The organism is Anaerococcus degeneri, from assembly GCF_017874475.1.
GTDB classification, from domain to species: Bacteria; Bacillota; Clostridia; order Tissierellales; family Peptoniphilaceae; genus Anaerococcus; species Anaerococcus degeneri.
Genome location: NZ_JAGGLO010000002.1, coordinates 1 through 26,363 on the forward strand (window position 1 = coordinate 1; position 26,363 = coordinate 26,363).

At 37.1% G+C, this 26,363-nt stretch carries 25 protein-coding genes; 4 read left to right on the forward strand and 21 right to left on the reverse strand.

Going from position 1 to position 26,363, the window contains the following annotated elements; translation table 11 throughout:
- From J2Z38_RS03400 to J2Z38_RS03435, 8 genes are all read right to left on the reverse strand, one after another.
- The coding region (locus J2Z38_RS03400) for a transposase family protein (protein ID WP_209772484.1) at nucleotides 1-369 on the reverse strand (369 nt) is incomplete at its 3' end.
- 197 nt (nucleotides 370-566) lie between these two features.
- Nucleotides 567-1,589 (reverse strand): sigma-70 family RNA polymerase sigma factor, encoded by a 1,023-nt coding sequence (locus J2Z38_RS03405; protein ID WP_209772486.1) that lies wholly within the window; start codon nucleotides 1,587-1,589, stop codon nucleotides 567-569.
- Nucleotides 1,590-1,619: 30 nt separating this feature from the next.
- Nucleotides 1,620-2,144 (reverse strand): NYN domain-containing protein, encoded by a 525-nt coding sequence (locus J2Z38_RS03410; protein WP_209772488.1) that lies wholly within the window; start codon nucleotides 2,142-2,144, stop codon nucleotides 1,620-1,622.
- Nucleotides 2,131-2,835: a 23S rRNA (guanosine(2251)-2'-O)-methyltransferase RlmB gene (rlmB, locus tag J2Z38_RS03415; RefSeq protein WP_209772490.1), complete on the reverse strand. Its 705-nt coding sequence runs from the start codon at nucleotides 2,833-2,835 to the stop codon at nucleotides 2,131-2,133. Before rlmB ends, J2Z38_RS03410 begins: the two co-directional genes overlap by 14 nt.
- Entirely contained in the window at nucleotides 2,835-4,253 is a 1,419-nt protein-coding gene (cysS, locus tag J2Z38_RS03420; RefSeq protein ID WP_209772492.1) for a cysteine--tRNA ligase, read from the reverse strand. Before cysS ends, rlmB begins: the two co-directional genes overlap by 1 nt.
- Complete coding sequence (gene gltX / locus J2Z38_RS03425) at nucleotides 4,253-5,734, reverse strand: glutamate--tRNA ligase (RefSeq protein ID WP_209772495.1); 1,482 nt, start codon at nucleotides 5,732-5,734, stop codon at nucleotides 4,253-4,255. The genes cysS and gltX overlap by 1 nt, the downstream gene beginning before the upstream one ends.
- A gap of 177 nt (nucleotides 5,735-5,911) precedes the next feature.
- The gene (locus J2Z38_RS03430; protein ID WP_209772497.1) at nucleotides 5,912-6,370 is read right to left on the reverse strand and encodes a PTS sugar transporter subunit IIB; all 459 of its coding nucleotides are present in this window, start codon (nucleotides 6,368-6,370) and stop codon (nucleotides 5,912-5,914) included.
- Entirely contained in the window at nucleotides 6,370-7,017 is a 648-nt protein-coding gene (locus J2Z38_RS03435) for an HAD family hydrolase (RefSeq protein ID WP_209772499.1), read from the reverse strand. The genes J2Z38_RS03430 and J2Z38_RS03435 overlap by 1 nt, the downstream gene beginning before the upstream one ends.
- Before the next feature lie 130 nt (nucleotides 7,018-7,147).
- On the opposite strand from J2Z38_RS03435, the gene J2Z38_RS03440 reads away from it, so the two are divergent.
- Nucleotides 7,148-8,590: a nicotinate phosphoribosyltransferase gene (locus J2Z38_RS03440; RefSeq protein ID WP_209772501.1), complete on the forward strand. Its 1,443-nt coding sequence runs from the start codon at nucleotides 7,148-7,150 to the stop codon at nucleotides 8,588-8,590.
- A 298-nt stretch (nucleotides 8,591-8,888) separates the two neighbouring features.
- Here the strand turns inward: J2Z38_RS03440 and J2Z38_RS03445 are convergent, their stop codons facing one another.
- From J2Z38_RS03445 to J2Z38_RS03475, 7 genes are all read right to left on the reverse strand, one after another.
- On the reverse strand, nucleotides 8,889-9,404 hold the full coding sequence (locus J2Z38_RS03445; protein ID WP_209772503.1) for a hypothetical protein: 516 nt from the start codon (nucleotides 9,402-9,404) through the stop codon (nucleotides 8,889-8,891).
- 166 nt (nucleotides 9,405-9,570) lie between these two features.
- Complete coding sequence (locus J2Z38_RS03450; protein WP_209772505.1) at nucleotides 9,571-10,833, reverse strand: beta-N-acetylglucosaminidase domain-containing protein; 1,263 nt, start codon at nucleotides 10,831-10,833, stop codon at nucleotides 9,571-9,573.
- A gap of 1 nt (nucleotide 10,834) precedes the next feature.
- Nucleotides 10,835-11,779, reverse strand: a complete 945-nt coding sequence (locus J2Z38_RS03455; RefSeq protein WP_209772508.1) for a type I phosphomannose isomerase catalytic subunit — start codon at nucleotides 11,777-11,779, stop codon at nucleotides 10,835-10,837.
- Nucleotide 11,780: 1 nt separating this feature from the next.
- Nucleotides 11,781-12,650 (reverse strand): D-alanyl-D-alanine carboxypeptidase family protein, encoded by an 870-nt coding sequence (locus J2Z38_RS03460; RefSeq protein WP_209772511.1) that lies wholly within the window; start codon nucleotides 12,648-12,650, stop codon nucleotides 11,781-11,783.
- 98 nt (nucleotides 12,651-12,748) lie between these two features.
- Nucleotides 12,749-13,135 (reverse strand): FMN-binding protein, encoded by a 387-nt coding sequence (locus J2Z38_RS03465; protein WP_209772514.1) that lies wholly within the window; start codon nucleotides 13,133-13,135, stop codon nucleotides 12,749-12,751.
- 90 nt (nucleotides 13,136-13,225) lie between these two features.
- Nucleotides 13,226-14,596 carry a DNA repair protein RadA gene (gene radA / locus J2Z38_RS03470; RefSeq protein ID WP_209772517.1) on the reverse strand — a complete coding sequence of 457 codons (1,371 nt, stop codon included), beginning with the start codon at nucleotides 14,594-14,596 and terminating at the stop codon, nucleotides 13,226-13,228.
- Nucleotides 14,589-15,890, reverse strand: a complete 1,302-nt coding sequence (locus J2Z38_RS03475; RefSeq protein WP_209772519.1) for a glutamate-cysteine ligase family protein — start codon at nucleotides 15,888-15,890, stop codon at nucleotides 14,589-14,591. Before J2Z38_RS03475 ends, radA begins: the two co-directional genes overlap by 8 nt.
- Nucleotides 15,891-15,954: 64 nt before the next feature.
- Between J2Z38_RS03475 and J2Z38_RS03480 the strand changes: the two genes are divergently transcribed.
- Nucleotides 15,955-16,419 (forward strand): methylated-DNA--[protein]-cysteine S-methyltransferase, encoded by a 465-nt coding sequence (locus J2Z38_RS03480; RefSeq protein WP_209772522.1) that lies wholly within the window; start codon nucleotides 15,955-15,957, stop codon nucleotides 16,417-16,419.
- Nucleotides 16,420-16,542: 123 nt separating this feature from the next.
- On the opposite strand, the gene J2Z38_RS03485 is transcribed toward J2Z38_RS03480, so the two are convergent.
- The 5 genes from J2Z38_RS03485 to J2Z38_RS03505 are packed head-to-tail and all read right to left on the reverse strand — an operon-like array spanning nucleotide 16,543 to nucleotide 22,357.
- Nucleotides 16,543-17,628 (reverse strand): ABC transporter ATP-binding protein, encoded by a 1,086-nt coding sequence (locus tag J2Z38_RS03485; RefSeq protein ID WP_209772526.1) that lies wholly within the window; start codon nucleotides 17,626-17,628, stop codon nucleotides 16,543-16,545.
- A gap of 4 nt (nucleotides 17,629-17,632) precedes the next feature.
- A complete protein-coding gene (locus J2Z38_RS03490; RefSeq protein ID WP_209772528.1) occupies nucleotides 17,633-18,526 on the reverse strand; it encodes a sugar ABC transporter permease in 894 nt (297 codons plus the stop codon).
- A 1-nt stretch (nucleotide 18,527) separates the two neighbouring features.
- Nucleotides 18,528-20,558 (reverse strand): carbohydrate ABC transporter permease, encoded by a 2,031-nt coding sequence (locus tag J2Z38_RS03495; RefSeq protein ID WP_209772531.1) that lies wholly within the window; start codon nucleotides 20,556-20,558, stop codon nucleotides 18,528-18,530.
- 5 nt (nucleotides 20,559-20,563) lie between these two features.
- Entirely contained in the window at nucleotides 20,564-20,968 is a 405-nt protein-coding gene (locus J2Z38_RS03500; protein ID WP_209772534.1) for a hypothetical protein, read from the reverse strand.
- A gap of 51 nt (nucleotides 20,969-21,019) precedes the next feature.
- Nucleotides 21,020-22,357, reverse strand: a complete 1,338-nt coding sequence (locus J2Z38_RS03505) for a sugar ABC transporter substrate-binding protein (protein WP_209772536.1) — start codon at nucleotides 22,355-22,357, stop codon at nucleotides 21,020-21,022.
- Between the two features lie 275 nt (nucleotides 22,358-22,632).
- On the opposite strand from J2Z38_RS03505, the gene J2Z38_RS03510 reads away from it, so the two are divergent.
- Nucleotides 22,633-24,138, forward strand: coding sequence for a C69 family dipeptidase (locus J2Z38_RS03510; RefSeq protein ID WP_209772538.1), 1,506 nt, complete (start codon nucleotides 22,633-22,635; stop codon nucleotides 24,136-24,138).
- Between the two features lie 64 nt (nucleotides 24,139-24,202).
- A complete protein-coding gene (locus J2Z38_RS03515; RefSeq protein ID WP_209772540.1) occupies nucleotides 24,203-24,850 on the forward strand; it encodes a hypothetical protein in 648 nt (215 codons plus the stop codon).
- A 105-nt stretch (nucleotides 24,851-24,955) separates the two neighbouring features.
- Here the strand turns inward: J2Z38_RS03515 and J2Z38_RS03520 are convergent, their stop codons facing one another.
- Complete coding sequence (locus J2Z38_RS03520) at nucleotides 24,956-26,212, reverse strand: AraC family transcriptional regulator (RefSeq protein ID WP_209772541.1); 1,257 nt, start codon at nucleotides 26,210-26,212, stop codon at nucleotides 24,956-24,958.
- Nucleotides 26,213-26,363: the final 151 nt, after the last annotated feature.

Below are 26,363 nucleotides of genomic sequence, written 5' to 3' on the forward strand. Positions count from 1 at the left end.
TTTTTTAGTTAAATCAGCAAATATGTGTTTTTTTACTTGATTAGAAATATTACAATGTTTATCAACTATTTTAGACTCAAGTAAGAAGTATTTATCACAAGATTTACAAAACATTTTCTGTTTCTTTAAATCAATTAGTACAGGATGCTCACCTGCCCTAGAGCACCTTACAATAGATGATTTAAATCCGTACTTAATTAGATTATGGTTTAAACCACAATGAGGGCAAACTTGATTAGAATATTTTAATTTAGCTGTTAGAATTGTATGAGTTACACCTTTAATAATTTTGTGATATATTACATCAGAAAAATTAAGGTTCTTATCTTTGATATTCAACAAATTTGTAATAAAATAATTGTTAGACATATTTAATCTCCTTTTTAATTTGTAGCTGATTTAATTATAGGGTAAATGATTAAATATGTCTTCTTTTTTACTAGAAAATCGTGCTGACAGAAGTTTCATCTACTTCTACCAACACGATTTATTATAGAACCAATTTTTTCAATAAAAAAGACTTACTCAACTGAATTTTGGTGAATAAGTCTTGTAATTAATATTTTTTATCCAATTGAATCTGAATAGTCTTTTAATTTGCCCAAGGCCTGGTTTTCAATTTGTCTTATTCTCTCACGAGATAGGTCGTAAATTGCTCCAATTTGCTCTAGGGTCTTTGGTTTTTCGTTGTCTAGGCCGTACCTGTAGATTATTATTTGCTTTTCCCTTTCTGTTAGCTGGTCTAGGGCCTGCATTAGGAAGTTTTCCATGTCCTTTTCTAGGATTAGCATATCTACTGGGGTTGACTCATCGCCTACCATATCCATTAGCTCATCACCTGTGGAATCCTCAGAGTCTAAGTTGATGTTTAAGGATGTGGAGTTTACTTGGTTTCTGTTGATTAGGAATAAATCATCTGCTTGTTTTTTGTTTATTCCTTCATTTTCCAAAATTCTATAAAGCTCTTCATCGCTTGCTTCTGGATTAGCCTTTAGAATTTGTTTTAATTTATTTAATTTTAAGTACTTACCTGCTGGTATTCTGATTGTATGTCCTTCTTTGTTGATGGCCTTTCTGATTGCCTTATCTATCCACTTGTAGGCGTAGGTTGTAAATTTGTAGCCTAGGGTAAGGTCAAATTTCTCTGCAGCCCTTATCATACCGAGCATGCCGGATTGGACCAAATCTTCTAGGTCTAGGTCGTTGCCGTGGGACCTAAAGAAATATGAGGCACGACTCCTTACAAGTCCTTGGTTTTTTTCAACAAGGGCTGAAAGAGCGTTTTGGTTGCCAAGTTGGAATTGCTCCACTATCTCTTCGTTGTTTAGGTCAGATAATTTCATCATGTCCTTGCGTTTGATAGGGGCAAGGGAGGTGTTTACTCCCTTTTTGGCAGATCCAATTAGGTCATCATCATCGTCGAAGTCTTCGTCGTCTTCTTCAGAAATAATGTCTAGAATTTCTTCTTTTTGCTCATCGGTCATCGCATCTACAAGTTCGATGAGCTCTTCCTCGCTCAAATCACTTGTATCAAGATAATCTCTAAGCTTTTCTAAATTTTCCTTATCTTTTAAATTTATTTTATCCATCTTATCACCCGTTTGAATTTATTTACCCACCTAGTCGTCTAGGTCTATTTTAAGCTCATCTAGCTTGGCTTTTAAGGCTTTGGAAATGGGATAGGCGTCGTAATTTTCGTTAAAATTCGCCTTCTTAGTTTTTTTGATCTTGGATCTTAATATATCAAGATCTGCCTTAAGCTCAAGGGCTGTCATCCTACTTGCACCCTTGACTAGGGCCATGTTTTGTACTTGGCCGTCGTCTGTGACTACCTTTACATTGTGCCTTCTGGCAATCCTTGCTAGTTCCGCCTCAATGTAGGTATCTGCAGTTTGAAACCTCTTGGTAAAAACTATGATCATCCCGTATTTTTCTATGGTCGTCTCCTTGAGCCTATCAAGGTTGTAGGCGTCAAAAACAATGACCATTTTTTCCCCAGATAAAAAGCTATATTCAGCCAAGTCTTCGATCAAATCTTCCCTGGCTGTTTCTAGACTTTCTCTGGCTGCCTCTCTGAGCTTTGGCCACTTGTTAATAACATTGTAGCCATCGACATAGGTTATATTTTCCTTAATTAAAGCCATTTTGTCTTAAAACCTCATACATGGCAATTGCTGAGGCTACTGATGCATTTAAACTATTTACAAAACCCTTCATCGGTATATTAATAAGTATATCACAATTTTCCCTAACAAGTCTAGATAGTCCCTTGCCTTCATTGCCAACTATCAAACAAACCTTGCCTTTAAGGTCCACTTGGTCTATTGGTGAAGAGGCTTCGCCAGCGAGTCCATAAACCCAAAAACCGGCTTCTTTGATTTCTTCTATGGCCCTGTTAATATTTTTAACCATGATTATATTAATATTGTTGATAGCACCAGCACTTGTTTTATAGACAATTGGGCTTACAGATGCACTCCTTCTTTCAGGAATGATTACCCCGTCAAAACCAAAGCTTTCTGCACTTCTAATTATGGCACCGAGGTTGTGAGGGTCTTCGATTTGGTCAAGGATTATAAGCCTTTGGTATTTAGAAATGTCCGATAGGTCCTTATACTGAAAAGATTCCGCCTCTACCATCACTCCCTGGTGGTTCATATCTATTTTATCAAAAAATCTCTTATCTACAAAATTTATCTCAACATTTGCCCTGTTAAGCTTAGAAATAATCTCGTCTACAATCTTAGAATTTTGCTTGATTACAAAAGCCTTATAGATTTTAACACCCGAATCAATGGCGTCGATTACAGGTTTTCTGCCGTAAATCTTATCCATCAGCCTATCTCCCACTTGGTACCTTCTCTGGTATCCTTGAGGATGATGCCCATTTCCTTTAGGTCATCACGGATCTTATCAGCTGTGGCAAAATCTCTATTTTTCTTAGCTGCGTTTCTCTCTGCGATTTTTTCTTCTATAAAGGCCTCGTCTACTTGGCTTTCTTTTTTCTTTGCTAGAAGTCCAAGGACATCATAGAGCCTTTTATAAAGGTCGAAAGTTTTTTCTACAAAGTCCTTAGAAGAATCTCCGTCTAAGTTTGTATTTATAAACTTCGCAAGGTCAAATAAAACTGTAATGGCATCTGCTGTATTTAGGTCATCTTCCATTACACTTACAAATTCATTTTCTTTGACATCTAAGATTTGAAGTAAATTATTTTCTCTATCTGAGATTTCTTTTTCGCTTGCATTTGAAAGAAGGTCTTCGGCCTTAAAATAGGCATTATTTAGCCTATCTAGGGAAGCTTGGGCCTGGTCTATTATTTCCTTGGTAAAGTTAATTGGCTGCCTATAAGAAGTTGTGAGAAGCCAAAATCTGATAGTCATCAGGTCGTATTCCTTCTTGATATCATCAAGGGTAAAGAAATTACCAACAGACTTACTCATCTTTGACCCATTTACCTGGATCATCCCGTTGTGCATCCAATAGTTTGCAAATTTCACGTCATTTAGGGCTTCAGATTGGGCGATTTCGTTTTCGTGGTGAGGAAATTCCAAATCTTCCCCGCCAGCGTGGATGTCGATTGTATCTCCAAGGATTTTCTTATTCATGGTTGAACATTCTATATGCCAACCTGGTCTGCCCTTGCCCCATGGTGAATCCCAAGCAACCTCGCCGTCAAGTTTAGTTGCCTTCCACAAGGTGAAGTCTGCAGGATTTTTCTTCTTGCCTGCGTCCTTATCATCTAATCTCTGGCTTGCTCCATGGACTAGGTCATCAAGATTTTTCCTTGATAATTTACCGTAATCGGCTTTTTTGCTCACATCAAAGTAAACATCCCCGTCAGATGCATAGGCCATGCCCTTATCGATTAGACCCTTTACGAAATCGATAATATCATCCATAACCTCGGTTGCCCTTGGGTGGATGGTGTCTTCTTCGTCTAGGTTTAGAGCCTTGGCGTCTGTCATGTATTGAGCAATGTAGCGGTCTGTGACTTCCTTAGTTGTGATGCCTTCTTCGATAGATTTTTTGATTATCTTATCGTCAACATCTGTGAAGTTTACAACATAGGTCACATCATAGCCCCTGTATTGGGCAAAGCGCCTAAAGGTATCAAAAATTACCAAAGGCCTTGCGTTTCCTATGTGCATATAGTCATAAACTGTAGGTCCGCAGACGTACATTTTTATTTTGTTTTCTTCAATTGGTTTAAATACTTCCTTAGTTCTGCTAAGAGTATTGTAAATCTTCATTAAAAATTATCCCTTACGTATTCTAGCCTATCCTTAATTAGGTCTTTGCCCATAATTAAGAAGGCATTTGATAAATCTGGTCCGTGAACTGATCCTGTAACTGCTGCCCTTACTGGGAACCAAAGGTTCTTGCCCTTGATGCCTGTTTCTTTTTGTATAGTCTTCATTACTGATTTGGCGAATTCTTGGTCAATTTCATCTATTTCATCTAAGTGGTTTAAAAATGCAGCAAATAAAGTTTTGGCTTCATCTGTTGAAATTGCTTCTTTTGCGTCATCGTCATATTCTATTTCATCACTCTTGATATAGTAGTTTTTAGCAAGTTTTGGTGCATCTGAGAACTTATCAATGGCTGATTGCCATGTTTCTGCAAGGAGAACTAATTTGTCGTGGTCATAAGACTCGTCAATTAATCCAGCCTTAATCATGTATGGCTTGATGTCTTCTGCAAGGATTTCTGGAGATAAGTCTCTTACATAGTGGCCATTGACCCAGTCAAGTTTTTTCTTATCAAAAACAGCACCAGTTTTATTTACCCTATCAAAGTCAAATTGTTTGGCGAGCTCTTCCATGGTGAAGATTTCTTCTTCGCTATCTGGTGACCAACCAAGAAGTGAAAGGAAGTTTATTAGGCCTTCTGGCATGTAACCTTCTTCGATAAAGTCTTCTACCATGCCGTCGCCGTTTCTCTTTGAATATTTTTTGTGGTCCTTATTTAAAACTGTAGGTAGGTGGATATATTCTGGAGCATCCCAGCCAAAGGCTTCGTAAAGATAAACGTGCTTTGGTGTTGATGAAATCCACTCATCTCCACGAACAACATGGGTAATTCCCATCAAATGGTCGTCTACAACTACAGCAAAATGGTAGGTTGGGAAACCATCTCTTTTTATAAGGACTTGATCATCTTGATCGTCAGTATTGAAGGTAATTTTGCCCTTAATCCTGTCGTTAAAAGAAATATCGTAGTCTTTTGGCAATTTTAGTCTAACTGTGTATTCTTCACCATTTGCTACTCTTTGTTTGGCTTCTTCTAGAGGGATAGACCTGCAAAGTCCGTCGTATTTTGGTGTAAGACCATCAGCTTTCATTTGGTCTCTGACCTTATCCACTCTTTCTTGAGAGCAGAAGCAATAGTAAGCCTTGCCTTCTTCGATCAATTGGTCGATGTATTTGTTATAGATACCTTTTTCCACCCTTTCAGATTGGATATATGGACCAAAATCGCCTTTTTCTGTAACATGGCCGTTTTCATCGAGCATAACACCTTCGTCGATTTCAACTCCTGACCATTTTAGGGCCTTAAGTAGATTTTCCAAAGCGCCTTCTACAAACCTGGTCCTGTCTGTATCTTCTATTCTCAAAATCATCTTGCCACCAGTATGTCTTGCGTATAGGTAATTGAATAGGGCTGTCCTAAGGCCGCCTATATGCAAATATCCTGTTGGAGATGGGGCAAATCTTACTCTAACTTCACTCATTAATAACTCCTTTTAGTTTTCTTTTTAAATTATTCTTTTAGATGGATAAGTAAATAAGGGAAGTAAAACTTCCCCCACAAACTTAACCTTAACTCATCTAATTATAACATCTATTACTACAAAAATCAACCTTGTCAAGGTTGAAAATTGTTTTTTTGATAAATTTTTGGTTTTTTATTAAATTATTTTTTCTTCTTTATCATTTATCGAGGTTTTTATGAATATTCTTGAACCTTGGTCTTTGATTTTTTCAAAAATTCTCATATCCTCATCATCTACCGCCACCATTTCTGTCAAGGATTTTTTGCCAATTGAAAGATGGATTATGCCAACATTTATTTCCTTGATTTGGGCTCCAAAGTCAATAATTTTTTCAAGATCTCCTGTATTTTCAACAAGAAGGAAATAATCTCCAGGATTCTTATCAAGAAAATCTTTTACCTCTCCAACCTTTAGGTAGGTTGACTCTATGAAATCTGGAATTGTAAGATCCATGACCTCGACCCTAATAGGATCTTCCGCTGTTGTGTCATTGGCAATGATTACTTTTTTTAGATTGTAAGCACCACACCAATCTTCAACAACACTGGCATTTGCTAGTCTTGAATCAATTCTTGCAAGAGAAATTTTTCCCATCAGGCCCTCCTAATTACCATTTCGCTTGGATCATCAATTATTAGGTCAGGTTTTGCATCTTCAAGAACTTTCCTATCCCTAAAACCCCAAGAGACTCCAACAGTGAAGATTCCGGCGTTTTTTCCGCACTTCATATCTACTTCGCTGTCGCCAAAATAAATTATATCAGAAAAATCTACATCAAACTTTTCCTTAAGGATCATAATCCCTTCTGGCGATGGTTTTCTCTGGTAGTCTTCCCTATAGCCTAAAATATCATCAAAATATCCTTCACCAAATACAACAGGAATGACTTTTTTGCAAGTTTCATCTGGTTTATTTGAAAAACAAACAAGGGGCTTTCCCGTTTTCTTAAGCTCATCAAGGGCCTCTTTTACCCCATCATAGGCCTTGGTAAGGTAGGCAGGATTATCATCGTAGGCCTTGATATAGAAATCTAGAAAATTTTTCCTATAATCTTTATCTTTACTTGCTCCAACATAATCTAGGACTTTTTCACATAAAACAACAGGTCCATTACCAACGAAGGATTCAATCCTATTTTTTTCACAGGCTGGCAAGGCAAATTTTTTTAAGCTTTCATTTATAAAATAAGAAATGGTATCTATTGTGTATAACAAGGTACCGTCAATATCAAATATATACATTTCATCCTCACTTTTTTCTATTATTGTACTTTTCTTTGTAAATTTGCCTATAGGTAAATATTTAAAGAAAGTTTTGACTTTTAGGGTATAAATATTGGTAAGATAATTAACTGAAAATAAGAAGGAGCTTATGAAAGAGATTAGAAACCTAACCATGCTTAGCGATTTTTATGAATTTACTATGGCCAATGGTTATTATGAAAACGGAATGAAAGATACAGTCGCTGTCTTTGACGCCTTTTACAGGAAAAACCCAGACGGCGGTGGCTATGCAATTTTTGCAGGGTTAAACGATATAATTTCCTATATCAAAAATCTCCATTTCACTGACGAAGATATTGAATATTTCAAGGCCCAGGGTGGTTTTTCTGAAGGATTTTTAGAATATTTGAGAAATTTCAAATTTACAGGCGACGTTTATGCCTTTCCTGAAGGATCAGTTATGTTTCCAGGAGAGCCAATCATCACTGTCAAGGCCCCAATCATAGAGTGTTCTATAATTGAAACCTATTTGCTTTTGTCAATGAATTTTAATTCACTAATTGCAACTAAGACCAACAGGATTGTTAACTCTGCAGGTGACAGACTTGTAATGGAATTTGGTGCCAGACGTGCCCAGGGAGCCGATGCCTCTATTACTGGAGCCAGGGCTGCCTACATCGCAGGTGCCCCAATCACATCCAACACTTATTCAGCAAAAAAATACGGTTTTAAGGCATCTGGAACTATGGCCCACTCTTGGATTCAAGCCTTTGATACTGAGTACGAGGCCTTTAAAACCTACGCAAAAATGTATCCAGAAAATTGCATACTTTTAATCGATACCTACGATACACTTGAATCTGGTCTTGTTAATGCCATGAAGGTCTTTAAAGAAGAATTAGTCCCAAAGGGCCTTACAGGTGGAGTGAGAATCGACTCAGGAGACCTCGCTTACCTTTCTAAGGAAGTCAGGAAAAGACTTGATGAGAATGGTTTTGAGGACTTTAAGATTGTGGCATCAAATTCCTTAGATGAATTTAAAATCGAATCCCTTTTGGCCCAAGGAGCAAAAATCGACTCTTTTGGTATAGGTGAAAGGCTAATTACAGCCAAGTCTGACCCAGTTTTTGGTGGAGTTTATAAGCTTGTGGCTATTGAAAAAGATGGGGACCTTGAAGCAAAAATCAAAGTCTCTGAAAATGTAGAAAAAATTACAACACCAGGCTTTAAGAAGGTCTACAGGCTCTATGACGCTGAAACTGGCAAGGCCGAGGCTGATTATATAGCCCTAAGGGATGAGGAAGTCGACGATTCCGAACCTCTAGTAATCTTTGACCCACTTTTCACTTGGAAGATGAAAAAAATGAAAAATTACAAGGCTAGAGAGATGCAAGTTAAAATCTTCGAAAAAGGTAAGCTAGTCTACGAGGAACCTTCCCTGGAAAAAATCGCCGCCTATAGAAAAGAAGAAGTCGCAAGCCTTTGGGACGAAGTTAAGAGGTATGATGCCCCACACAATTATTACGTAGACCTTTCCCAAAAACTTTGGAATTTGAAACAAAAACTAATTTTGGAAGCAAAATCAAAATAGAAAAAAAGAACAGTAAATCTTTTGTGGTTTACTGTTCTTTACATTTGTCTTTTTTATCGTTTTTTATTTGAAGCTATTTTCTATTAAAAATTGCACTTGTCCTAATGGGATATTAAATAGGATACCGTAAATGGCCATTCCTAGCAACAATATTGCAACAACTATGCCTATTTTATAAAGACACTTATTACTAACTTTAGATTTTTTTACTTTTATATTGATATAGCTATATATGAGAAACACCGTAAACATAAGAGTAAAAATATAATTTGGTAACATACTTATTATACTTTACCTTTTAGTTGCAAAACTTATTCCAAAATTCAACCCAGTCACTGTGTTCTTCTCTTTGGTCAATGTAAGTGAATGTTTCTTCGTCATACCAATCGTGATTTACTATATCGTCAATAGTCTTAGGAACAAAAAAGTTGAAAAATTCCTTCTTGAATGAGTTTCCGTATTGTAAATAATAGGAACCTACCATCTTGGTGAAATTAGTTTTCTTTACATCTTGTGGTCTATAAATAAGCGCTTCACCAACCTGAGTTAAATCAGGGCTTACCTCAAGAAAAACTAAACTTAAATCGCTTTCCTTGTAGCCAAGTATAAAACTTCTGTACTTATAGGAAACAGTACGAAGTACCGCGAAATTAGCTCCACCTATATCTTCTGAATAAGCATAGATTATTTCATATTCTGATCCATTATCTACTTTCCTATCAAAGATTTCTCTCATCAACGACTTATTTCCATCACTTTTTGCTTTATCTAATTCAACTTCTTTTTTTCCTCCAAACAGTCCGAATAGCCCCATTTTTTGTTCCTCCGTTTATTTTGTTTTTGAATATAATTATATTTTATCGTACTACTTTTTAGTTATTTTTTCTATCACTTTTTATCGGGCATCAATTATTTTTTCATTCGCTCAACTCACTTAAGTGGACAGAATAAAAGGCAGATTGGGCTGCCTTTTTGCTTGCTTAAATTTTTTGGTAAATTTCTTCCAAAACCTCGCTGGTTTTGACATTTATCTCTTCTAAGCCCTTTTCGCCTAAGACTTGTATTTTTATATTTTTTGCCTTCTCAAAATAATTTTCAGCTTGATTTAGATTTCCTTCAAGCTTTGCTAAGACTGCACTTACTAGGTTTTCTAAGCTCGATACAAAGGGATTTATCTCCTTGTATAGGGCTTGGTTTGCCTGATTTTTTTTATAAGATTCTATGGCCTTTATTTTTTCTTCTAGAAGTTTTTTAAGGATTTCTGTATTTTTTTCTTCAAAGGCCTTTTTAAGGTCCATATCTTCGGTAAATTTCTTGGTCCCTGTCCTTTGGTAGACCAAGGACCCGTAGAAGCTTGGGGCGATTTTTATCAAATCTTCAGAGGCGACTGGTTCTAGGTATTTGACCGCTTTTTTAAAAGCCCCTTCCGGCTGATATTTTTCTGGATTTTTCAAATATTCATTCGCTTGGTAGATTGCTATTTTTGAAGCTTCCGCCTGGTTCATTGGGTTTAGGTAAAAACCGTCAAAATTTATATCTCTTGAATCATAAAATTCAAAAATTTCTAAAAAAATTTCACTAGGCTTATAATCATTTACAGGCCAGTTAAACCAAATATAGGGCTTTTTGCTGGTTCTTTTGAAAAAATCTTCGTTTGACTTGTGATTTATAGGATCTACAACCTGGCTACCAGTCCACATAAGGTTGACGTTTTTTATATCCTTCAAAAGGCCCTCGTATTCATAACCTTTTTCGTCTATCCAAGCGTCGTTATACCAAGGATGGACAAAATAAAGGTAAGAGCCCGTTTCCTTTTCCACAAAATCTGCCAAGTCTCTTATCAATTTCATATGGTCGAATCTTTTTTCGTAGGCGAGATTTTTGTCAATATCATCAAGACATAGGCCAAAGGACTTGACTCCCACACCCATTAATTGCCTATATTTAGCGAAAATCTTCCCAATTTCTTCATCGTAAGATTCAAAGTCGAAGGGATTTTGGCCTGGGTGGATAGCCCAAGTGAAATCAATATTTTTTTGCCTAGCTAGGTCTGCAAGGGCTTTGATTTTCTCGATTTCTACTGGTGGATAAGGTTCTCGCCACTTTTTGTTGTGGTAAGGGTCATCTTTTGGCGCATAAATGTACTGGTCCATGGCAATTTCAGATAGGAAATTTATCATAGATTTTCTTTCTTCGAAGGTCCAAGGGATACCGTAAAACCCCTCAATTATTCCTTTTTTCATCTTAATCCTCCATCGGATTTGCTTCTATGATTGTAAGTTTGCCTGTAATTTTATAGTCCTTAGCATAATTTGTCATTAGGAAAAAATCTCCCTTTTTAATTGGATATACTTTTCCGTCAATTTCAATCTCGCCGGCCCCTTCAATCACAGATTCCAATAAATATGGCTTTTCTCTTTTAAATTTTGCTTCCTTATTTATTTTAAATTCCCTTACCTCAAAATATTCATTAGAGGTTAGGATTTTCCCCTCAAAACCCTGGCCAGACAAGATTTGGATTTGGTCTTCTTCCTTGGTTATTTTGATAGCTTCTTTGGATTTATCGAGGTGGAGGTCTCTTAAATTGCCCATATCATCCCTCCTATCATAGTCATAAAGCCTATAGGTGATGTCTGAAGCTTGTTGGATTTCAAGGATTAGGGAGTTTTTTTTGATAGCGTGGACGGTCCCTGCCCTTACAAAGAAAAAGTCACCTTTTTTTGTAGGCACTTGCTTCAAAAGCTCATCCCACTTTCTCTCGTCAATTAATCTTATGGCCTCATCTTTAGAATCAACCTTGAGTCCAAAAATAATTGAGGCAGGATTTTCATTTAAAATATACCAACACTCAGTCTTGCCTTTTGAATTTTCAAGCCTAGCCCCCATCTCATCGTCAGGGTGGACTTGGATTGATAGATCGTCCGCCGCATCGATTATTTTTACCAAAAGGGGGAATTCTTTTTCCGATGGATTTCCAAAAAGATCTGGCTTATCTTTATAAATTTCCCTTAGGGATTTGCCTTTAAATTCGCCATTTAAAATTGTCGAAGCTTCCCCTTCCATGCCAGAAATTGCCCAGTATTCCCCAGTTTTTTCTGATGGTATTGGGTAAGAATAAAGGTCTTTTAATTTGGATCCGCCCCAGATTTTTTCTGAAAATTTGCCCTCTAAAAATAAAATTTTATCCATACTAATCTCCTATACTTTCGTAAATCCTCAAAGTTTCTTCAATTTGCCCGTCGTTTAGGTTGTCTATGTCATCATAAGGGACCCCCATAACAACTAAGATATATTCCTTGCCATTTTTTTCTGCAAGAGTTGCCCAACAAAGTCCAGCCTTATCGGTTGTTCCCGACTTGCCGCCTATTATTTCAAAGCCATTTTGATTGTATTTTTTTAAATGGCTAAGAACTGTCGATTCAAGATAGACTCCGTCGGGATGGTCAATGGTTGGCCTTGTCACAAAGTCTCTTTTTGTAAAAATCGCTCTGAAATTGCCATCTTCTAGGCTATCTTTTATAAGCATGGCGCAGTCTTTAGCTGATTGGTAATTTTTTGGATCATCCATGCCGTCAGCGTTGGCATAGGAAGTATTCTTAAGGCCTAAATCTTCCGCTTCTTGGTTCATCATAGCCACAAAATTATCCATAGAACCTGAAATGTTTATGGCAAGACTGTCTGCAGCTTCGCCAGCGGACCTTAACATAGTTGCATAAAGTAAATCCCTGTAGGAAGTGGCTTCACCTCCCCTAAAGCCTGCCATTGACGCATTCATATCAACAGCCCTGTGATAGGCATCAGTATCAACTGGAGCTGTCTCCGCTAAATCAGTGATGTGTTTTAGGGCCACCCTTACAGTCATGATTTTTGTTAGAGATGCCATTGGAAGCCTCTCGTTTTCGTTTTTAGAAAGAACTTCCTTATCGTCTGTCAAATTGTAAAGGTAGACCGCTTTTGATATAAACTTTTCATCCTCAGCCTTTTTTTTAACCCTAGAAGTAAGAATAACTCCTATAATCAAAACTAAGGCAATAATAAATAAATTTCTAATCTTTTTCATACTTCTATTTTACATTAATCTAAATCTTTAACCATTACAATTTTTGTAAGTACAAAAAAAGGCCATCCGGAGATAGCCTTTAAAAATCTTTTATTTTCCTATTTTGCAGCTTCCATTGCGTCTTTTAGGGCAGCTTTGAATGCTTCGCTTGTAACTGTAGCGCCTGATACATTTTCGATTTCTGCGCTATTTGCTTTTTTGGCTTCTTCAACTAATTTTGGAAGAGCGTCTGCACCGATACCTTCTGATTCTTTGTGTTCATCAACTGCGATGTCTTTGATTTTATCGCCTTCCATTGTTACTGTAAGCTTGATGTCTCCACCATAACCTGCAGCTGTTGCTGTACCTGTTTTTTCTGTTGCTTCTTCAGCTTTTTCTTCTGCTGCTGGTGCTTCAGCTTTTTCTTCTGCTGGTTTTTTGTCTGAATTTCCACAAGCTGCAAGTACTAGGGCAAGTGCGCCTACTAAAAAAATATTTTTTTTCATATTACTCTCCTTAAAATATTCTGTTTTTGTAATATTTACTTATAAAGTATACCTTATATTTACCTAAAAATCAAGGATAATTCCCTTAATTTACACTTTGAAGACCTTTTCAATAACCTCTCTTATATTTGCTAACTGTATGATTTTTATAGATTTAAAATCCTTTTGCTCTAGGCTATTTTTAGCCAGATAGACCTTGTCATATCCCAATCTTTCAAGCTCTTTGACCCTTTGTTTGGCTTGGGGTACTTTTTTTAGTTCTCCAGTAAGGCCAACTTCTGCTATGAAAACAACCTTGTCTGAGATTGGCTTTTTTAGGCAAGAAGAAGCGATAGACATTATTATTGCAAGGTTTACAGATGGTTCGGAAAGTTTTAGCCCACCTGTGGTCTTGATTATAACATTCATGTCAAATAAGTATAACCCCGCCCTTTCTTGAAGGATTGAAATTAAGGTATTTAGGTCATCACGCCTTAGGGAATCGCCTATTCTTTGTGGATATGGCATAAAGGACTTTGAAACTAAGGATTCTATCTCAACTTCGAGGAGTCTTGACCCTTCCTTTGTTACAGAAATGGCTGAGCCTTCGATTTCGCTATCCCTTTGGGTGATGAAATACTCGCTTGGGTTTGTAATTTCTATTAGGCCTTCCTCATCCATTGAAAAAAGTCCAATCTCTCCCGTCCTTCCAAACCTATTTTTGCTTGAGGTTAGGACTCTTAAATCTTCATCGGGACTTCCGTCTAGGATTAGGACTGTGTCTACCAAGTGTTCAAGAGTACGAAGTCCCGCCATTTCCCCAGTCTTTGTCATATGGCCTACCATGATGAAGGCGCGTTTCTTTTCTGGATTTTTTGCCATTTCCACAGCCTTACCTGCCACTTCTATGGTCTGGGTAGGAGACCCCTGCTTGTTGTCAAATTCCTGGAGAGAAAAAGTCTGAATGGAGTCTAAAATTACAATATCAGCCCCTGTTGCCCTTATTTCCTTAATGGCAAGGTCCATGGAATTGGTAGAAAGGATCCAAAGATTTTTGGGTTCGTCTTTCATAATTCTTTGTGACCTTGATTTTATCTGGCTTTCACTTTCTTCTCCCGAAACGTAAAGGACTTTGAGCCCCTCATCAGCATAGGATTTTGATAATTGTAATAGAAGCGTAGATTTGCCTGCACCTGGGCGGGCTGTAAGTATTGAAACCGAATCACGGACGAGGCCACCACCTACTGCCCTATCAAATTCCTCATAGGCTGAGTGGATTCTCTCCGACTCGTTAATTTCAATTTCCCTTAGCTTTTTGGCTTTTTTATCATCATCGAGGACGACTTTTTTGCCAGCCTTTTCTTCTTTGATTGTTGTTTCTACAAGGCTCCCCCACTTTTTGCAAGACGGGCACTGGCCAGCCCAAACATTTTGAATATGGCCGCAATTGGTACATTCGTAGGCTTTTTTGACCTTAGCCATTGTTTGCCTCAACAAACCTATTTACAGAAAATTCGTAAACGGCCCTCTTTGGATTATCCTTGTAAATTTTTGCAAAAATATCCCTTGGAACTATGCCAAAATCAAGCATGGCCTCAAGCTCATCTAGGTATTTATTTTCATTTTCATCTAGGACTGGTCTTATAATATCTATGATATCTAAAACATGTTGGTAGATTTCAACGTTTTCATAAAGGGCGAAAATCCCCATTCTTGATGCGTTGTTCTTAAGCTTTTGAGCCTCGTCATAGGTCATATCCTTAAATAATTCGTGGACTTTTTCAAAAGTTTGGTCGACAAAAAATATTCCCTTAATTAAAGCCGCAGCCGCCATATTGTAAGGATATGGGATATTATCAGGCATCCTGATTTCCATATAAGTTTTAACCCTCACATCTGGAAAAACTATGGATAGACCGTGATTAACCATTATGTCGGCATTTTCCTCTGTCATTAGTTCATCTAGGGTCTTTCTTCCGACATAGACTTCACCCTCAGAGCTTGGCATGAAAATCATTGGTGTATCAAGGATTTTTTCAGCATACTTGGCGTATGACAAATCAGAATCAAAGGCAAAGTCATATAGGCCAGTCCTGTCCCTGTCTGTATATTCCCAAATTGTTTGCCTTAGGTTCCTGTCGATGTAGGTCTCTCCCTCAAAAATTAGGGCATTATCAAAGACTGAATACAAAAATGGGCTGAGGGCGTTGGCGAGAAAGTATTTCTTTTTGAAATCTTCTTCGTTTTTATAATCCACAGCAAGCTGCATAGAGCAAGTTCCCTTCATCATATTGTGGGCGTACTCTCCACCGTATTTTTCAAAATATTTGTACATAAAATCGTAGCGAGCCTTTGGAATTATCTTCATATCATCAATCTTGGTTTTTGGATGGTAACCAAGGGTCACCAAAAGAAGGCCCCTTCTTTCAAAAAGAGGAACAAGCCTTGCCATATGGGTCCTATAAACTTCAAAAAGGTCATCTACCTTGGTCTTTGCCCTTAGGGCAAGTTCGAATTGGCCAGCAGGTTCTATTGAAATATCCACATTCCCATCAGAAAAGGCCATACCGGACTCGTCTGTTTTTTCATAGCCAAGGTCTACTAAGTCTTCAAGGATTTGTCCAATCCCGTCTTCGCCATAAAAAGATTGGCTCTCCAAAGTTTCCTTATTTACAACAAAGTGCTCTATTTCAAAGCCCAGCCTAAAGTTACTTTCGTCCTTCTCGCCAGACTTTATAAAATCTACAATTTTTTGAATTTTTTCTAATCTTTCCATAATAACCCCTTTACTCTTATCATTATACGAATATTTGCCAAATAAACCATGGTATAATAGACTTATGAAATACGGATTTTTTGAAAGCCCACTAGGAATTATAAAAATCTCCTACGAGGAAAAGATAAGGAAAATTGAATTAGTGGATGAAATCGATGAAAATAGCGAAGAAAATGACCTATTCATCCTATTTAAAAACCAGCTTTTAGAATACTTTGAAGGAAAAAGAACAAGCTTTGACCACCTAGAACTTCTAGACCCAAAAGGCACAGCCTTTCAAAAATCAGTATGGCAGGCCCTATTAAAAATCCCCTACGGAAAAACTCGCTCTTATAAAGAAATCGCAAAAGCCATAGGAAAACCAGGGGCCACCCAAGCTGTAGGTACAGCCATCGGCAAAAACCCCATCCTTGTCATAATACCTTGCCACAGGGTAATAAAAACGGACGGTTCTATTGGTGGTTTTGCCTATGGAAGCCAGATAAAAAGAAGACTTTTAGAAATCGAGGGCATAAATTTTCCTTCATAGGGAAATTATTTATCTTTTCCCAAAGAAAAAACTAAAGTTTTTCTAATGAAATTCACAAAAATCTTTAAGAATAAATTTCAAAATATTTTCCACACAAAAAGAGTCGGGTGTCCGACTCTTTTTTTAGTTAATTCTGTTTGTAGTTTCTCCGTCAAAGAAGTGGAGGGCTTCTGGGTCTAGGCTAAAGGTGTGGCTTTCGCCTATTCTGTATTCGAAGTGGCCTGGTTGGCTTACTACGAGTTCTGTGCCGTCGTCCATCTTTGCATAGATGATTTGTTCCTTACCAAGCATTTCTATAACTTCTATAGTTCCAGTTACAGAGTTATATTCATGTTCGCCAGGGATAAATCTTTCTGATCTGATTCCTAAAGAAACTTCCTTACCTTCATAGTTTTTAAGGATGGCTGCGTCTTTGTCATTTGCTCTTATTTTCATAAGGCCAGATTTATTGACAAAGATACCATTTTCTATCTTTCCTTCTATGATGTTCATAGTTGGAGAACCGATAAATCCTGCTACGAAGAGGTTTTCTGGTCTTTGGTAGAATTCTGTTGGAGCTCCTACTTGTTGGATTTTACCTTGGTCAAGAAGGATGATTTTTGTTGCCATGGTCATAGCTTCTGTTTGGTCGTGGGTTACATAGCAGCTTGTTGTTTCTAGCTGGTTGTGAATCCTTACGATTTCAACTCTCATGTGTTCACGAAGCTTAGCATCAAGGTTTGAAAGTGGTTCGTCCATGAGGAATACTGATGGTTTTCTAACAATCGCACGTCCTAGGGCAACCCTTTGTCTTTGACCACCTGAGATGTCTGATGGTCTAGAATATAGGTAGTCTCTTAATTGTAAGATGTCTGCCGCTTCTTGAACTCTTTGGTCTATGACTTCTTTTCTCTCATTTTTCATTTTTAGGGAGAAAGCCATGTTATCATATACTGTCATGTGTGGGTAGAGGGCGTAGGATTGGAATACCATTGCTATATCCCTGTCCTTTGGCTCTACTGTATTCATTATTTTATCACCGAAGTATAGGGTACCTTCTGTAATTGAGTTAAGGCCCGCTATCATTCTTACTAGGGTTGATTTACCACAACCAGATGGGCCTAAGATGGCACAAAAGTCCTTGTCTTTGATGTCTAGGTCTATGTGTCTTATGGTAAATTTATCCCTACCTTCGTATTTTTTTCCTAAATTATCTAATTTAACTCTCATTATTTTATCCTTTCACTGCACCTGATGACAATCCTCCAACTAGCTCATCTTGTAGGAACAAGAATAGAAGCATAACAGGGATGGCTGATAAGAAACCTCCTGCTGCAAAGGCCGGTTGGTTCATATTTCTAACGTCTGAAATTAATGTAAATAGGCCTGTTGCCAAGGTGTAATCTGCTGGATTTGTCAAGAGTATTTTTGGCATCATGTAATCAAGAAATGGTCCTATAAAGCACTGGAGGGCAATTATAGCTAGCATTGGTCTTGCAAGTGGCATGATTATTAGCCTATAAACTTGGAAGTTTGAACATCCGTCTATCCTTGCAGCCTCATCAAGCTCTTGGGAAATTGAATCAAGGTAGCCCTTTAAGATGAAGGTATTACCTGCTATTGCCCCGCCTGAATAGATTAGAATTAGCATCATTGGACGAGAAAATACTGGTACTACACCTGAGATAATTGTGTGGATAGCGTAGTAGGCAGTGATTCCCGCAAATGCTGGGATAATCTGAACTAGCATTATGGTTATAAGACTTGCTTTCTTGCCCTTAAATCTAAATCTTGAGTAGGCATAGCCTGTAAAAGATACAAAGATTAGGGTAAGGATTGTTGTTGCTGTTGCTATTTTTAGTGTATTTACTACCCATCTTAAGAACTGTGTTTTTTCAAACAAGTACTTAAAGTTATTTACTGAGAAGACAAAGTCTCCTGTCATTGATATATATTGGCCTTGGTTGCCGTTAAATGATGATACAACCATGATTACTAGAGGTACTAGAATTATCGCAGCCCATATAAATAAGATTAGGTAGGATATTGTCAAAGCCACCTTGCCTGCAGCTGTAAGTGGCTGAAGGTCTGATAGGTAGAGGTCTTTATTTTTCTTTTTCTTAAACATACTAATACTCCTTGAAGGCTGATGATTTCATGTAGCCGAAGAAGGAAATGATTATAAGTATTATTGAGATAAATACAGTAATCGCAGCTCCTATAGCCTGGTACTGACTGTTCATAGTCAAGTTGTAGATGTATGAAATCAAAATATCACTTGATCCCGCTAAGTTACCATAGACTTGTGGATTGAATGGGCCACCGCCGTTAAATAGGTAAATTATTGAGAAGTTGTTAAAGTTGAATGTGTATTGGTTGATTAGCATTGGAGATATTTGGAAAAGTACCAAAGGTATTGTTATCTTTAATGTCCTTTGGAATCCTGTTGCTCCGTCTATGCTTGCTGCTTCATATAAGTCCTTTGGTATAGCTTGGAGTACACCAGTTGTAAGTAGGAATATATAAGAATGTCCCAACCAACCTTGAAGTAGTACTAGGGCAGCTCTGGTTTGAACTGTGTTGTTTTTAATATCTAAAGATGTGTTAAACAAGGTGTTTACTGCTTCTGTTATTACACCGCCACGGCTGGTCATGATTGAGAAGAACATGATTGTGATAAAGGCAGGTATTGCCCATGGCAATAGATAGATAGTTCTAAAGAACTTTTTGCCTTTAATTCTCTCGTTGTTGACCATTAGGGCAAAGATGAAGCCCAAAACGATTGCAAGTGTAGAAGCTAGTATTGTCCACATAATTGTCCAACCGAATATATGCCAGAAGGCCTTACCTGCTATACCTTGGCCTCTTGCTATGGATACATAGTTAGCAAGTCCTACCCACTCAAATTTGTTTTGGTGTTGTGGGTCCATATTTGTAAATGAAATAAGGATAGCTGTTACTATTGGTACAATTACTATAAAGATGATTACCAAAAGAGCTGGTGAGGTTATTAAATATGGGAATCCATCAGTTCTTAGATATTTTCTTGTTTCAAAGTATGAATTTGGTCTAATTCCTTGAATTTCTCCCTTTTCTGTCTTATATGCATCCAAAAATGATCCTATAAAGATTGCAAGAGCTATAAATACAAAGGCAAGGGCGAGTATACCCTCTATCATAAAGATGATTGACCTATCAAGTCTCTTACCACCTTGGGCTAGGGAAATAAGACCTGCTATACCTTGGCCTTGGTAGTTTCCAAAGCCTAGGGCATATGGAATTGCTATAAAGAATATAAATAAGGCTCCTACTAAAAACATTAGGCCCTTTTGCCATTGACCGTTTAATAGTTGGCCAAGTCCTGGGATTGGGGCTGTGATTATGGATTTAAAAGGTCTTTCCTTGTCGACTTCGACAGGGGTCCTTCTTCTAGCATCTGATCTTTCTTCTTCTAAGATTTTTAAAGAATGTTTGAGGTCTTCTTTTAATTTATATTTATAAGACTCAATCTCTTCTTTTATAGATCTTTCAGGGTTCCTGTAATCTAGCTTTATGTTTTGGTCTTTAAATTTCTGTTTTAGTTGTTCTTTGGTAGCCTTGTAGGCTTTTTTTGAAATTCTTTCTTCTTTGAAGGCTTCTTCTATTTCAGCTACGTCGTGTTCGTATTTTTCCTTTAAGACCTTCCTGTCGGCCTCAATAAACTTACTTTTTTCCGCGATATCTTCGGCTGTTAAGTTTTTTTGGCGTTCTTCAGCGTCTTTTAGGGAATCTTTTAGGAATTGGTCGTGGTCTAAGATTTTTGGTATCTCTGTGACATCTAGGTCATTTAGCCTATAGTCAAGAAGGCTTTCATAGGATAAGTCCTTGTTTTCCTCATAGAAGGCCTGCATTTTTTCTGCCACGAGTTTTTCTATATATAGGTCTTTTAGTTTACCATCTGCTGGAAGGTTTTTATCAGAATTCGCTTCGGTTTTCGCTTTTTCTAATAGAGCTTTTTTCTGATTCTCATATTCTTTTAACTTAATATTGTATGGATGGTTTTCTTTAGTATATTTAGGGCTAGTACCGTTTTCCTTAGCTTCGATAAGATCAATTATATATTGATTTTTCCTAGGATAGGTCACTCCCCTCCTATCTATAAGGCTTTTTTCATAAGTCATTATAATTACCTTTCTTGTCTTGTTATTACTATTAGTAAGAAAATATTTAAAATAAGTCCTAGATAATAAAATACAGATCCTAGGCTAAAAGAAAAAAATAGGTTGACTATAGAAATAAGAGTCATTGCCCCGAAAAATAGCTTATAGGTTTTGTTAATTCCGTATTTTTTAATAGTAAAAAAGGTGTATAGGGATATAGTTATGGGATTTATTACCTTTATAAATAAAGAAAAAATGATTGAATTTAAAAAATCATCATAACTAAGTCCTGGTTTAATTTTAGAAATACTTTCAAAAACACTTGGGTCTTTGGCTAACATCATTGCTTCTAGGCTGAAGTTTAGGATGATTGCTGCGGATATTAGAAGTATTTTTAGTAGGAATTTATTTCTTTGCTTTTCTTTTTCCATATTTTTTTAAATATAAGGGGCTAAGCTTGTTAGCCGCCCCTTAAGATTTTTTTAATGGTTAAAGTTTGCCATCATTGAATCAAATGATGCTTTTAATTCTGCGTATGCTGCTTTTTCGTCAGCTGGTTTTACAGAGTTCCAAGAAAGTATTGCGTTTTTGTAGGTATCCCATACATCGCCCCACTCTTTGAATAGTGGTCTTGCTGGAGCTTCTTTGTAAGATTCGATTGTAGCTGCGATGATTTTCTTGTCAGTTTCTGGAAGATCCATTCCTTGATAAGTTTCAGCGCTTACGTTTTCAAGTACCTTACCTGTAGCTTTGTATAGGTCAGCTGCAAATTCTGGGTTTACAATTTCTTTGATCATTGCTTCTGCTATAGCAACTTTGTCAGCATCTTCTTCGATTCTAGCGTTCATTGCAAGTCCCCATCCACCTTGCCAGTGAGTTAGAGCTTTGCCTGCAAGTTGAAGTTGTCCGATTGGATAAATTTCTAGGTTGCCTTCGCCAGCTTGTTCTGAAATTGGAGCTGCATCCCATGGTCCACCAAGTCTAGCAACACCGCCCTTGCCTGGTTTGAATGTATCGTCGATATATCCCCAACCAGCGTCAGCGTCAAATAATTGTGTTCCTGCTTCGTTGTGTTTTTTCCAGTAATCAAATAGGGCTTTAACTGTTGCTTGTTTTTCTGGTTCAAGCTCATCCCATTCTTTTGTGAAGTCTGAGAATAATTTACCATCTTTATCTTTTCCAAGAAGTTCGATTCCTGAAGAGTTTGTTGCTGCAACACCGTACCAAGCATCAAAGATTGGGAATAGTACTGTTGATTCGTCAGCTACTTTACTAATGTCGATTGGTTTTGAAAGGTCGATGCCTTTTTCTTCAGCATTTTTCTTGTTTACATAGGTAATAAGTGTTTCGATGTTGAATGGAAATGCAAAATATTCACCGTCGATGTTGAAGTTTCCACCGATTCCCTTATCAAAGTCATCCCAACCACCGATTTCACCAGCAAGTTTTTTAGAATCGATTCCAGCTAGTATATCGTTTCCGTGAAGACCGTAAAGTCTGTCTGCTGGGATTGCAAATAGGTCAGCAACGTCTTCGTTTGAAGCGTCTGTAGCATCGATTATATCTAGGTGATCGAATGCTCCCATTTTCTTGAATTCGATTTCTGCGTTAGGGAATTTTTCCTTAACTCTTTCTGCTGCTTTTTCGTAGTGTGGAAGCCATGCTTCTTCTACTTGTACGCTTAATTTTGCGCTAGCTTCAGTGTTAGCTGCTTCTTTACCAGTATCAGCAGCTTCTTTTCCGCCATCTTTAGCTCCACCACATGCTGCCATAACAAAGGCAAGTGATAAAGCCATTATTGTTTTTATTCCTTTTTTCATATTTCCTCCTAAAAAATGATATGAAAGCGTTTATTACACCATTATTATATCTAACTATCAAAATTCTGCCAAACTTTTTCGGTATCGTTCTCTATTATGGAGTTGCAACGTTTTGTCCAGGTCTTAGATAAGGTTGAAGCCATGCCATTTGCGAGCCTTTAGCCTTTGTTATTTTTTTTACAAGAAAAATTAATTTTTCCTTTCATATTTCATTTTTTTAACCAAAAGGTACATTATTTATATAAGATTTTATAAAAAATATAAGGAGAATTACTATGGCATGTACAACCATACTTGTAGGTAAAAAAGCAAGTTTTGATGGATCAACCCTAGTTGCCAGAAATGAAGATTCCGGCAGTGGCCAATATAATGCAAAAAAATTCGTTTTTGTAAAAAAAGAAGACCAGCCAAAGGTCTATAAATCAGTGATTTCAAAGGTGGAAATTCCTCTCCCAGAAAATCCTCTTTCCTATACAGCCATGCCAGAAGCAGTTTCTGGCCAAGGAATTTGGGCAGCTTGCGGTGTTAATTCAAAAAACGTCGCTATGACTGCAACTGAAACAATTACCTCAAATGAAAGAGTCCTTGGAGCAGACCCTCTTGTAGTCTACCAAAAATCTGTCGGCACAAAAGGAGAGGCTGATTATAAGGAAGAAATTCCTGGTGGAATCGGCGAAGAAGACATTGTTTCGATTGTCCTTCCCTATATAAATTCAGCAAGGGAAGGTGTTATCCGCCTGGGATCACTTCTAGAAGAATACGGAACTTACGAGAAAAACGGCATCGCCTTCCAAGATGAAAATGAAATTTGGTGGCTCGAAACAATTGGCGGCCACCACTGGATTGCGAGAAAAGTCCCAGACGATTCCTATGTAATTATGCCAAACCAACTAGGTCTTGATTATTTTGACCTAGAAGACGCCCTAGGAAAGGGTGAGAATTTCTTGTGTTCAGCTGACCTAAAGGATTTTATAGAAAAATACCACCTAGACCTATCCCTTGATGGAAGTTTAAATCCAAGAGATACCTTTGGTAGCCACTCAGATGCAGACCATGTCTACAACACCCCAAGGGCTTGGGTTTTACAAAGATATTTTAACCCAATGTCAAATACCTACGACGGCATAGATGCCGACCTAAGACCAGATGATGACGATATACCATGGGCAAGAGTCCCTGAGAGGAAAATCACAGTAGAAGACATAAAATACGCCCTCTCCCACCATTTCCAAGGCACACCATACGACCCATACAAGAAACACGGAGACACATCTCAGGCAGGAGCCTTCCGACCAATCGGCATAAATAGGAATAATTTCCTAGGCCTTACCCAAATAAGATCTGACAAACCAGACGCCATAAAGACCATAGAATGGCTTGCTCTAGGCTCAAACACCTTTAACGCCATGGCCCCATTTTATGTAAATATTACCGACACCCCAGCCTATCTTAGGGATACAACAGCAAGGGTCACTACTGAATCCTTCTACTGGATAAACCGCATAATTGCAGCCTTAGCCGACCCATATTTCGCCGACACTGCAAATTTAATAGAGCGTTATCAGGAAAAGATAGGATCTTTCGCTTGGGAAATGATTTATAAGACAGACGAGAAAATCATAAAGGAAAATCTTTCAAGAGAAGATTCCCTAGAAATTCTTGAAAAAACCAACGATCAAATTGCAAAAATGCTTCAAAAAGAAACCGACGACCTACTTGACCAAGTCCTCTTGGTAGCATCAAATAAGATGACCAACAGCTTTTCAAGGTCAGACGCCTGAAAATTTCCCGACCATGCTCGGGTTTTAACTTTAAAAATACAATAAATAAAATAAAGGAGAATTTATGTCAAAAACCCTCGGACCAATCCACTACCTAATGTATGAAAAAATCAAATTTCAAGATAAAATCACCGATTTTTTAATGGACGGAGATTTTTCTCAGATAGAATATGAGCCTGTTTCAAAAAGGCCCCTAGAGGAAATCTTAGACCAAGAAAATATCCACGGTTTTCTCCAAGAAAAGGTAGATATAGTTGAAAGTCGCCTAGCCAAAGCCCTTAGTCTTTGCGATAATCCTAGCGACAAGCTTTTTAAACTCGGCCAAGAATGTGGCAAGGACAAAGATTTTTCAAGCTTTGAGGAAATTTTTACCGACCTAAATACTTATCTACTCGACGGCATGCCTTGTGATCAGGGCCTTTCAGCCGTCCTTGATGGAGAAAGTTTGTATTTAATTACCAATAACAACCTCCACAAAAAATATGAAGAGGAAATAAATCTTGAAAATTCAAGAAATGCTTCTTGCGAGGGCGGCCATAGCCACGACCATCACGAGTCTTTTGAACTTGGAAATGGCCTAGTTAGCGAATTGAATAATGAAGAATCGACCTATCACAAGTACAGGCTAGATTTTCTAAGAGGATATTTTTCAGCAAGTCCCTATGAGGTCGAACTTGTAAATGGAATAAATTACAAAATCACAAAAAAATAAGACCCGCAAGGGTCAAATGAACTGACCCCCTTTAGTTGGTTTTTTAGTCCAACTTTGGGGGTCAGCTTATTATTAGTTTAAAGCTGATAAGGGACGGTTTTATTATTAGTTTTCATCAAAACCCCAATCTTCAATTTTTATATTTTTCCTAAATTTATTAGGATTTGCATTATAGAACTTTTTAAAATTTCTATTATAGGTCCTTACACTATCATAGCCAACCCTTTTTGAAATGTCAGCAATACTTTCGTCGCTGTCTAACAAAAGCCTTATCGACTTATTTATTCTAATATAATTAATAAAACAATTGTAATTTTTTTCAACCAGATACTTTAACTGATAATTTAATTCCTGTTCACTTATATCGAATTTTTCTGCCACATCACTTGCATTTAGGCTCTTATCAGAGTTATCATAAATAAAATCTACTATCTTGTAGGCGACTGGATTGTCTTTAATCTTACTAATCTTGTTAATTTTTTTGTAGACATTCCTAAATTCGCTGGCCTTGTAATTTCTTTTTGTAGAAAAAATCTTAGAAATATAAGAAAAATCAGAAAAATTCAATATATTTGATATCTCCTTCAGACTAAGATTTGTATACAAAAGGAAATTTTCCACCCTTGCAAGTCTCATTTCTAAAAGCAGGTCTGAGAAGCTATAACCTGTCAATTTTCTAATATATTCACCAATGCTAGAAGGACTTATATAAAAAATATTAGATAGGTCTTCTAGGGACAAATTTTGGCTCAAATTTAAGTAAATATATTGGAAAATCTGATCATATTCAATGGAGTCCCTCTCCTTGTTTGAAATTTCTTTAGCCTGTTTTGTGAAATTATAGATTAGTTGAAGAATTTGCGAGCTTATAAATACACTTGAAAACTTATTTGTCGATTCTTTCTTGGATTTTGTTGATTCAATCCCTAACTCCTGCCTGAGATTGTCGAAAATATTACAATTTTGTTTAAAAGTTTTGGCATCGCAATTAACCACGTTGTTTTGGGCAAAAAGTGCAATCAAGCTTAGTTCTTCGTTGAAAAAATTGAGGTGCGACTTGATAAGCTCGTTAAAAAGATCAAAATTAAAAATAATAATATTATATACAAGTTTTTGATCTACATTGACTATTTTTGAATATTGATAAGGCAAGATGCAAACCAAGGATCCTTCCTTGATATTATATGTCCTACCCTGTATATTTATTTGCCCACTGCCCTCACAAACAATTATAAACCTCGCTTGCCTATGGAGGATTGGATCTGTTTCCCCACCTATAACTTCCCTGTCACAAGTTACAATCGAGGTTACATCATAAGATGAGCACATGTGAGTTTGGACAAATACTTTATCCTTCTCCATAAAAACACCTCCTTAACTTAAATAAATTATAAAGCAAAATCAATAAATTACAATAGGTATTTTCTATGAAATCGGACAAAAAACTAGACAAAATTTGTAATATTAACGGAATGAATAAAACGTATTCCTAAGGCTTAGCTTCTATGATATA

Bases quoted from the DNA above. Each gene is read 5' to 3' on its own strand.
- J2Z38_RS03405 (WP_209772486.1), bottom strand. From the start codon at position 1,589: ATGGATAAAATAAATTTAAAAGATAAGGAAAATTTAGAAAAGCTTAGA.
- J2Z38_RS03410 (WP_209772488.1), bottom strand. From the start codon at position 2,144: ATGGCTTTAATTAAGGAAAATATAACCTATGTCGATGGCTACAATGTT.
- rlmB (WP_209772490.1), bottom strand. From the start codon at position 2,835: ATGGATAAGATTTACGGCAGAAAACCTGTAATCGACGCCATTGATTCG.
- cysS (WP_209772492.1), bottom strand. From the start codon at position 4,253: ATGAAGATTTACAATACTCTTAGCAGAACTAAGGAAGTATTTAAACCA.
- gltX (WP_209772495.1), bottom strand. From the start codon at position 5,734: ATGAGTGAAGTTAGAGTAAGATTTGCCCCATCTCCAACAGGATATTTG.
- J2Z38_RS03430 (WP_209772497.1), bottom strand. From the start codon at position 6,370: ATGGGAAAAATTTCTCTTGCAAGAATTGATTCAAGACTAGCAAATGCC.
- J2Z38_RS03435 (WP_209772499.1), bottom strand. From the start codon at position 7,017: ATGTATATATTTGATATTGACGGTACCTTGTTATACACAATAGATACC.
- J2Z38_RS03440 (WP_209772501.1), top strand. From the start codon at position 7,148: ATGAAAGAGATTAGAAACCTAACCATGCTTAGCGATTTTTATGAATTT.
- J2Z38_RS03445 (WP_209772503.1), bottom strand. From the start codon at position 9,404: ATGGGGCTATTCGGACTGTTTGGAGGAAAAAAAGAAGTTGAATTAGAT.
- J2Z38_RS03450 (WP_209772505.1), bottom strand. From the start codon at position 10,833: ATGAAAAAAGGAATAATTGAGGGGTTTTACGGTATCCCTTGGACCTTC.
- J2Z38_RS03455 (WP_209772508.1), bottom strand. From the start codon at position 11,779: ATGGATAAAATTTTATTTTTAGAGGGCAAATTTTCAGAAAAAATCTGG.
- J2Z38_RS03460 (WP_209772511.1), bottom strand. From the start codon at position 12,650: ATGAAAAAGATTAGAAATTTATTTATTATTGCCTTAGTTTTGATTATA.
- J2Z38_RS03465 (WP_209772514.1), bottom strand. From the start codon at position 13,135: ATGAAAAAAAATATTTTTTTAGTAGGCGCACTTGCCCTAGTACTTGCA.
- radA (WP_209772517.1), bottom strand. From the start codon at position 14,596: ATGGCTAAGGTCAAAAAAGCCTACGAATGTACCAATTGCGGCCATATT.
- J2Z38_RS03475 (WP_209772519.1), bottom strand. From the start codon at position 15,890: ATGGAAAGATTAGAAAAAATTCAAAAAATTGTAGATTTTATAAAGTCT.
- J2Z38_RS03480 (WP_209772522.1), top strand. From the start codon at position 15,955: ATGAAATACGGATTTTTTGAAAGCCCACTAGGAATTATAAAAATCTCC.
- J2Z38_RS03485 (WP_209772526.1), bottom strand. From the start codon at position 17,628: ATGAGAGTTAAATTAGATAATTTAGGAAAAAAATACGAAGGTAGGGAT.
- J2Z38_RS03490 (WP_209772528.1), bottom strand. From the start codon at position 18,526: ATGTTTAAGAAAAAGAAAAATAAAGACCTCTACCTATCAGACCTTCAG.
- J2Z38_RS03495 (WP_209772531.1), bottom strand. From the start codon at position 20,558: ATGACTTATGAAAAAAGCCTTATAGATAGGAGGGGAGTGACCTATCCT.
- J2Z38_RS03500 (WP_209772534.1), bottom strand. From the start codon at position 20,968: ATGGAAAAAGAAAAGCAAAGAAATAAATTCCTACTAAAAATACTTCTA.
- J2Z38_RS03505 (WP_209772536.1), bottom strand. From the start codon at position 22,357: ATGAAAAAAGGAATAAAAACAATAATGGCTTTATCACTTGCCTTTGTT.
- J2Z38_RS03510 (WP_209772538.1), top strand. From the start codon at position 22,633: ATGGCATGTACAACCATACTTGTAGGTAAAAAAGCAAGTTTTGATGGA.
- J2Z38_RS03515 (WP_209772540.1), top strand. From the start codon at position 24,203: ATGTCAAAAACCCTCGGACCAATCCACTACCTAATGTATGAAAAAATC.
- J2Z38_RS03520 (WP_209772541.1), bottom strand. From the start codon at position 26,212: ATGGAGAAGGATAAAGTATTTGTCCAAACTCACATGTGCTCATCTTAT.